Below are 4,872 nucleotides of genomic sequence, written 5' to 3'. Positions count from 1 at the left end.
GGTCCATCCCCATCGCTATCGACTGCTCCAAAACCCTTGGGAATTCTGGGGAATCGGCAGGCGTGTACACGTTGGCGTGGGCCGGCTCGCAGTAGAGCTTCCACTTCTTCAGCGGCACGCCCATCATCGCCAGAGTCAGGACAGCGGGAACGATGTTCGCGAGATCGTCGACGAAATCGATCCGCCCGCTTTCGATCTTCTCGTCGACGGTTGCCCGTACGATTTCGTCCACAAACGGCAGCCAGCGCTTGACGGCTGCCGGCGACAGGTACGGGTTGAGGACGGTGCGGTAGACGCTGTGCTCGGGCTCATCCATTTCCAACATGCCGCCACGGATGCCGGTTCCATCCGGCACCGGAGGAATGTTGATGCCCCTGTACCCGGTGCCTTCGCCGGTAACGTCGCGGTCGTTGGACACGTACGGACATCGAGCCAGCTCGAACACTTCCCGACTGCCCGCGGCCACCCAGTGCCCGTCGTAGGTGTCGGTCCACGCCACCGGACACCTGGCGTGCATCTCCTCGGTGATCGCGTTGAACCGCTCGCGGTACTCCGGGGTGTGGCGGTCGAAGTGGTAACGGTTGGTCTTGCCGGCGTCGCCGATCAGGGTGTTCTCCGTGCTCACGGTCGCGTCTCCTGCGGACGAGCTACTGCGTACGGAAGCAGTATGCGGCGAGACGGTCGATCTACAAGCGCATTCCGGGGATCGAGTTCTCCCCCAGCATCGACAGGAGCTCTCGCCACATGTTCGTGGACGGCAGAGCTGCGGTCGCCGTCGAATGGGAACACGAGTGCCTCGCGCTCCTTCGCGTCGGATGTACACACGTTTGCAGACATCACAGCGGCGTGATGCGCTCGACGTTCGTCGTCGACGAGCTGTGCCGCGACCTGCCCGTCTGAGTACGCGACGATCGTCGAACACCCGCCGATCAACGTCCTAGGCGCATACGCTGCGATCGAGTCGGGCACTTCGTGATTCATCAAGGGGTGAGGCGCAATGCCATTTCGGGCTTCCCTCACGGCAGCGTTGACCACGCTGGTATTCGCACCGATCGGGGCGACCGTCGCCGGTGGCCTCGCCCACGGCGACCCAGGAGGTGCCTCTGGTGACAACACCGACCCAAATGCCGATAAGAGATTTTTTGATTTGCTGACGGGATATCCGGAAGACCCCGACAACATGACGATATGGGACTACCCGCTGGTCAAATGGCAAGGGTTGCATGCGTGTCAGCTTGAGACCAATGGCACACCGCGCACCGCCGTAGTTGATGCGCTGGCCGCTACGGGCTACAGATGGCAGGACGCGGAAAGCATTGTGATTTCTGCCGAAGTCATTTATTGCCCGTGGAACAACCCTCCCGACCCCTAAACGCCACCGGACACGTGGCCACGTTGCGCCGCGACCAGTCCGTCTGAATGCTCAGCCCAGATTCGCCAGTAGCAGCGCCTCGGCGGTCGCGGCCCTTTCCAGCACACCGAGATCCAGGCTCTCGTTGATGCTGTGCGCCTGCGTCGCCGGGTCCTCCACACCAGTGACCAGGATTGCCGCCTTCGGGAAAGCGGCGGCGAATTCGGCGATGAACGGGATCGAACCACCCATCCCCATGTCGATCGGCTCGGTCCCCCACGCTTGCCGGAACGCCTCCCGGGCGGCGGCGTAGACCGGGCCGGCGGCGTGGATGGCGTAGGGCTGGCCGACGTCGCCGAGGGTCACCGTCACGTGCGCACCCCAGGGGGCGTGGTGCTCCAGGTGGGCGCGCAGCACATCCAGGTGCGCCGCCGCGTCGCCGCCCGGGGCGACCCGCATGCTGACCTTGGCGCGAGCGCGCGGGATCAGCGTGTTCGACGATGCGGCAATGGATGTGGTGTCGATGCCGATCACGGTGATCGCCGGCTTGGCCCACAACCGCTGGGGCACCGAGCCGGAGCCGATTTCGCTTACTCCGTCCAGCAGGCCCGATTCCGCACGCACCCGCTCGGGCGGGTAATCCACTGCCGCAGCGGTGCTTTCGTGCAGGCCGGCCACCGCGACGTTGCCGTCGTCGTCGTGCAGGCTGGCCAGGATACGCACCAGCACCATCAGCGCGTCGGGCACCACGCCGCCCCACAGGCCGGAGTGCAGGCCGTGATCCAGCGTGGCGACCTCGACCACGCAGTCGGCCAACCCTCGCAGCGATACCGTCAACGCCGGGACATCGGTGCTCCAGTTGTCTGAATCGGCGATCACGATCACATCGGCGGCCAACGCGTCACGGTGGGTGGCCAGCAGCCTGCCCAGCGACGGTGAACCGGACTCCTCTTCGCCTTCGACGAACACCGTCACCCCGACCGGAGGATCGCCGCCGTGTGCCCGAAATGCCGCCAAATGCGTTGCGATACCGGCCTTGTCATCGGCGCTGCCGCGCCCGTAGAGTCGGCCGTTGCGTTCGGTCGGCTCAAACGGCGGCGACGCCCACTGCGCAGGATCACCCTCGGGCTGCACATCGTGGTGGGCATACAGCAGCACGGTCGGCGCACCGGGCGGCGCCGGATGTCGCGCGATCACGGCTGGCGCACCGCCCTCGCTGACGATCTGCACATCGCCAAAACCAGCCTGCGACAACAGATCTGCAGTCAGTTGGGCACTGCGATGCACTTGGTCGCGGCGGGCCGGGTCGGCCCACACCGACTGGATACGGACCAGGTTCTCCAGATCGTCGCGCACCGAAGGCAACACCTGGCGCACTCGTTCGACCAGATCGCTCATGGTCTCGAGGCTAGCGGTAGTCCGAAGCGCCCAGATCGACGCCAGCGCGAAAAAGTACGAGAAGCCGTCACGCCAGTGTCGACCTCGGTGGCACCGCGGCGCAGGGTCGGCCTATTCGGTCTCGAGAATGGCCACCGCGGCAGCCGTGTCGGCTTCGTGCGTCAACGACACGTGGATCGTCACGTCCTTCAGATGCTTGGCGATATCGCCGGTCAACCGCACCCGCGGCCGGCCCCACATATCGGTGACGACCTCGATATCGCGATGGATGTCCTCGCGCAGCACCGGTCGTTGGGAGAACCGCGATCCGGACCAGGCCTTGATCACCGCTTCCTTGGCCGCCCACCGCGCCGCCAGGTGGCGTGCGGCAGACGAACTCTTGTCCGACGCGTCACGCCGCTCACCTGGGGTGAAGGTCTCGGCGAAGACCGTTCCGGGCTGGTCGACCTGCTCGGCGAACTCAGTAATGGAGACAAGGTCTATCCCCACTCCGACGATGCTCATTTGTGCGAACCTATCGGATGCTCACTGGCGGTAGACGTCGTCGTCACCCAATCGCGCGTTCGCGTCGAGCAACATCGCCGCTTCCTGCCGCTTCTCGGGCTCCTCGTGGTCGAAGCGACGGTCAGCGGGCCGCTCGTACAGTGCGGGGCCGCCGGCGATCGCCGACGCCAGTCGACGCTGTCCGGCCAGCAGACGCGCGTCTGCCCTACGCAGGTAATCCGCGCGCTGCTCGGCATCCAGCGTTGCCATGAAGGCCTGCGGGTGCACCAGCGCGACCAGTCCCGACACGTGGCCGAACCCGAGGCTGGTCACCAGCCCGGCCTTCAGCGGGAACTTCTCGCCGAGTCGTAGCGTGTCGCGCACCCAGACGAAGTGCGCGGAGTCCGCGAGTTCGTCGTCGACGCAGTCCAGGCTGCGGTTGGGCGGGATGACCCCGTCGCGCAGGATCTGGCACAGGCCCATCATCTGGAAGACCGCCGCGCCGCCCTTGGCGTGCCCGGTGAGGCTTTTCTGCGACACGATGAACAGTGGGGCACCGTCAGAGCGGCCCATCGAATCGGCGAGCCGTTCATGCAGTTCGGTCTCGTTGGGGTCGTTGGCCAACGTCGAGGTGTCGTGCTTGGAGATCACCGCGACGTCGTCGGCGCCGACGCCCAGCTTGGCCAGCGACCGAGCCAGCGGCGAATCCTTGCCGCCACGACCTGCACCCAGCGCGCCCAGGCCCGGGGCCGGGATAGAGGTGTGCACACCGTCGGCGAACGACTGTGCGTAGCCCACCACCGCCAGCACCGGCAGACCCATCTTGAGCGCGAGGTCGCCGCGGGCCAGCAGGATGGTGCCGCCGCCCTGTGCTTCCAGGAACCCGAGCCGGCGCCGGTCGTTGGGCCGGGAGAACTTCGAGTCGGCAATGCCCCTGGCGCGCATCATGCTGGTCTCGGCGGTGGCGGCCATGTCACCGAAGCCGATGATCGCCTCCAGCGTCAGGTCGTCGAACCCACCGGTGATCACCAGTTCGGCCTTGCCGAGCCGGATCTTGTCCGCACCCTCCTCGACGGAGACCGCCGCGGTGGCGCATGCGCCAACCGGGTGGATCATGGCGCCATAGCTACCGACATACGACTGAATCACATGTGCGGCAACGACGTTGGGCAGCACTTCCTGCAGGATGTCGTTCGGCTTGTTCCGGCCGAGCAGGTTGCCGTGATACATCGTCTGCATCGACGTCATGCCACCCATACCGGTGCCCTGAGTGCTGGCCACCAGGCCCGGGTGCACCCATCGCATCAGCTCGGTCGGGGTGAAGCCCGATGACAGGAACGCATCGACGGTCGCCACGATGTTCCACAGCGCCACCCGGTCGACCGAGCTGGCCATGTCTTGGCTGATACCGAACACCGTCGGGTCGAACCCGGAGGGGATCTGCGCGCCGACGGTCCGCGACAGCTTGGTCTTGCGCGGCACGCGAATCTCGGTGCCCGCCTTACGGGTAACTTGCCAGTCGCTCGAGCCCGAGACCGGCTGGACCACCGTGTGCTCGGCGTCGAACTGGGCGAACCCACGGGCGTCGGCCTCCGATGAGACGACGAATGTGAAGTCCTTGTCCAGGAACACGCTCACCA

At 65.9% G+C, this 4,872-nt stretch carries 4 protein-coding genes and 1 pseudogene; 1 reads left to right on the top strand and 4 read right to left on the bottom strand.

Going from position 1 to position 4,872, the window contains the following annotated elements:
* A pseudogene (locus WAN02_RS34315) lies at positions 1 to 625 on the bottom strand (cytochrome P450); the annotation flags it as partial.
* A gap of 402 nt (positions 626 to 1,027) precedes the next feature.
* Between WAN02_RS34315 and WAN02_RS34310 the strand changes: the two are divergent.
* The gene (locus WAN02_RS34310; protein ID WP_422269801.1) at positions 1,028 to 1,372 is read left to right on the top strand and encodes a DUF732 domain-containing protein; all 345 of its coding nucleotides are present in this window, start codon (positions 1,028 to 1,030) and stop codon (positions 1,370 to 1,372) included.
* A 51-nt stretch (positions 1,373 to 1,423) separates the two neighbouring features.
* On the opposite strand, the gene WAN02_RS34305 is transcribed toward WAN02_RS34310, so the two are convergent.
* From WAN02_RS34305 to WAN02_RS34295, 3 genes are all read right to left on the bottom strand, one after another.
* The gene (locus tag WAN02_RS34305) at positions 1,424 to 2,749 is read right to left on the bottom strand and encodes a dipeptidase (RefSeq protein WP_422269800.1); all 1,326 of its coding nucleotides are present in this window, start codon (positions 2,747 to 2,749) and stop codon (positions 1,424 to 1,426) included.
* Between the two features lie 111 nt (positions 2,750 to 2,860).
* Positions 2,861 to 3,253, bottom strand: coding sequence for a holo-ACP synthase (locus tag WAN02_RS34300; protein ID WP_422269799.1), 393 nt, complete (start codon positions 3,251 to 3,253; stop codon positions 2,861 to 2,863).
* Positions 3,254 to 3,274: 21 nt separating this feature from the next.
* On the bottom strand, positions 3,275 to 4,872 hold a 1,598-nt coding region (locus WAN02_RS34295; RefSeq protein WP_422269798.1), incomplete at its 5' end, for a beta-ketoacyl synthase N-terminal-like domain-containing protein.

The sequence above is a fragment of the Mycobacterium sp. genome (assembly GCF_049281135.1).
Lineage (GTDB): Bacteria > Actinomycetota > Actinomycetes > Mycobacteriales > Mycobacteriaceae > Mycobacterium.
Note: the sequence above shows the minus strand (reverse complement) of the source record. Positions and strands in the feature narration are given on the sequence as shown.

Bases quoted from the DNA above. Each gene is read 5' to 3' on its own strand.
- WAN02_RS34300 (WP_422269799.1), bottom strand. From the start codon at position 3,253: ATGAGCATCGTCGGAGTGGGGATAGACCTTGTCTCCATTACTGAGTTC.
- WAN02_RS34305 (WP_422269800.1), bottom strand. From the start codon at position 2,749: ATGAGCGATCTGGTCGAACGAGTGCGCCAGGTGTTGCCTTCGGTGCGC.